This window comes from Anoxybacteroides voinovskiense, from assembly GCF_014196205.1.
GTDB classification, from domain to species: Bacteria; Bacillota; Bacilli; order Bacillales; family Anoxybacillaceae; genus Anoxybacteroides; species Anoxybacteroides voinovskiense.
The window spans coordinates 1-2441 of record NZ_JACIDE010000051.1 but is presented as its reverse complement, the minus strand read 5'-3'; the positions used below and the strand labels follow the sequence as shown (position 1 = coordinate 2441).

Annotated in this window: 2 protein-coding genes and 1 pseudogene; 1 reads left to right on the top strand and 2 read right to left on the bottom strand. The window is 32.2% G+C overall.

The window, feature by feature from the left end:
• Positions 1–181, top strand: a pseudogene (locus GGR02_RS17340) (hypothetical protein); the annotation flags it as partial.
• A 405-nt stretch (positions 182–586) separates the two neighbouring features.
• Here the strand turns inward: GGR02_RS17340 and GGR02_RS17185 are convergent.
• Both GGR02_RS17185 and GGR02_RS17875 read right to left on the bottom strand, forming a co-directional pair.
• Complete coding sequence (locus GGR02_RS17185; protein ID WP_183186154.1) at positions 587–1399, bottom strand: hypothetical protein; 813 nt, start codon at positions 1397–1399, stop codon at positions 587–589.
• Positions 1400–1433: 34 nt separating this feature from the next.
• Complete coding sequence (locus GGR02_RS17875) at positions 1434–1883, bottom strand: CPBP family intramembrane glutamic endopeptidase (protein ID WP_373286646.1); 450 nt, start codon at positions 1881–1883, stop codon at positions 1434–1436.
• Between the last annotated feature and the right edge of the window lie 558 nt (positions 1884–2441).

Here is a 2441-nt window from a genome sequence, read left to right as displayed (position 1 = left end):
TGGATTTTGGGATGACTGGCAAGGCTCTTTTTTTATGGCAGCGATTCTGCACTTTTACGCCGCCAAATTATGTACTTTTATTCTGCCATATACAAAAGGCTCTTTTTCAAATTTTATATGTGAAATACTGTACAGTACACGTGATAAATGGAAGCTGGAGATTGGGGAACTAGAACACTAAAATGTCAACTAGACAAATGAGTGTTTCTCATGGTCAACAAGTTAAAAAAGCAGCAACATTCGTCACAGTCCTAGCTTCTGAAAGTAGTGAAGCCTTGGGTCGGAGTTCCAAGGCTTCACTTGTTATATAAGGCACCTCTTAGGAAACATGTAGCTGTTTTTTTATAACACCAGTTGAAGCTCGATTTGCTTCGTAACGAGCTTCAATGGAATCTGAGACATGTCTCCTGTGTTAATGAATTTACTTGTTTATAATTACAGTATAGCTATTTCTGTTTTAATACTCTAAATACAAGAATACCAACTAAAACGATAATGGCTACAGTTACCGAAACAATTGTTATAGGTAACCAGTCAGTTATAAAAGATGAATAAGTTGTCGTTTCAGTCATAGATACCCCCGCCTTTAATAGAGATGTTGGAAAGAAACTCTAACTGTCGCTCCATTTGATTTTAGATCTATAAGTTTTATAGAACTTACAATGGTATGGTAGGAATTAAAAACACTTGATCCACCTATTCCAATAGCTGCATATTTATAATCACCTTGTGCATTAATATCATAGCCCTCTTTATATGCTGTACTGTCTGTTATTTGTGCTGATCCATCAACAGTATTTGGGAACCAAGCAGATGTTCCTGCAACAGAAGCATATGTTGCAGTCAAACCTTTTGTAGTAACTTTAAAACCAGTTTTTAGAACTAATTTTATGTCAGAATAAAGTACATGGCGAATGTAAACTGTTGCACTATAAAATGTACTAGTATTATAAAAATAAAAATAATCAGCAGCTAGCGGAACTACATCTAATGGTTCACCTTCAATATTTATAGATTGTTCCACAATTACGTATCCGTTATCAGGTAACTCTATTTTCTTCGAAAAAGTTGTTTCCTCATTAGTATCTATTGTAACACTTTCCGTAGCTTCATTTATTGCATTTATAATTTCTTCATTTAAGTCATTTACATAACTTTCAAGGACGGTTGGATCTGTTTTGTTAACTAAATCTTGATAAACATCTTCGTTTTGAATTTGATTCGGATTGCTGTTGATTGTCTTAATTTGTTGCACTAATTCTTGTTTAGAATCAATTTGAGTTTCTGGTGAAGAGCTATCAATTTGAGAATTAATATGTTCTGCTAAACTATGGTTTGGTAATAATAGAATTAATAATGAGGTTAGCCAAACTAATTTTATCTTCTTCCGTTTAAACATCTTTTCTACTCCTCTCGAATTTGCAAGTCTTTTGCTAATTAAAAGTAATTAAAATTGCAAAATAATTATGGAAAGAATGCAAAATAATTACTGACCATAATGAATTAGTTTTATGAAATACAAAACCAAATATTAAACTTAAAACAACAACATAAACGGGCGTCCAAGACATAAGAATATGTACAATGTTTCCGCTACTTACCCATTGTGGAAAATGGATCAGTAAGAACAAGCAGGACGTAAATAAATTTGCACACCAAAAAGAACACCATTTTTTTAAAACTTGGAGGGTGAGTCCTCTAAACACAATTTCCTCCGATAAAGCAGACAATAAAATAGTATTTATCCAAATATACCAAGGAAGGGGATAAGATAATTTTCTGTAAACGATGTCGTAATGGGAAATAATCAATAATAAGCTAAGCAGAATGGATAGTAAAAACCCTGTAAATATATTTTTTAGAATTTTGTCTTTAAGCTTCATAAATTTGAATACAGAAAACTTTAAAAAGACACGTATATAAACCAAGACGGGAACTATCCACAATAATATTATTAATATTGTGTTTAGAATTTCGAGTGTTGAACCGTACTGACGTATTTTTGTTATTAAAAAGAAGTATTTACAAAAATTAATTAACAATAAAAGTAATAAAAATATTATAAAAAAACATTTACTTTCCTTTGGTGTGAATTCTGTTTGCATTTTTTTGTTGCCTCACTATCTAATAAACTGTAGCTGAGTAATTATCATTGAAATAATCACCATATAAAACACCCATGAGGAAGTTTTTCTCGCCCCCCAAACATGAAAATAACCGTTCATGAACCATTTATCTTCACAGAATTAAAATTTTAGATTTTTTAAGGACTCAAAAAATAGTTTCTGTTCATTTGCATCACCCCTCTCTCGATTCGAATTGTAAAACAAAATCGGGGGGGGGGGGGTGGAGTGAGCCTTTAAAAGTAGACATGTATAAATCGGGAAAAAGATGTCCATACAGAAGACAGGAAGGAGCCGATGAACATGTCGAAAAAACAA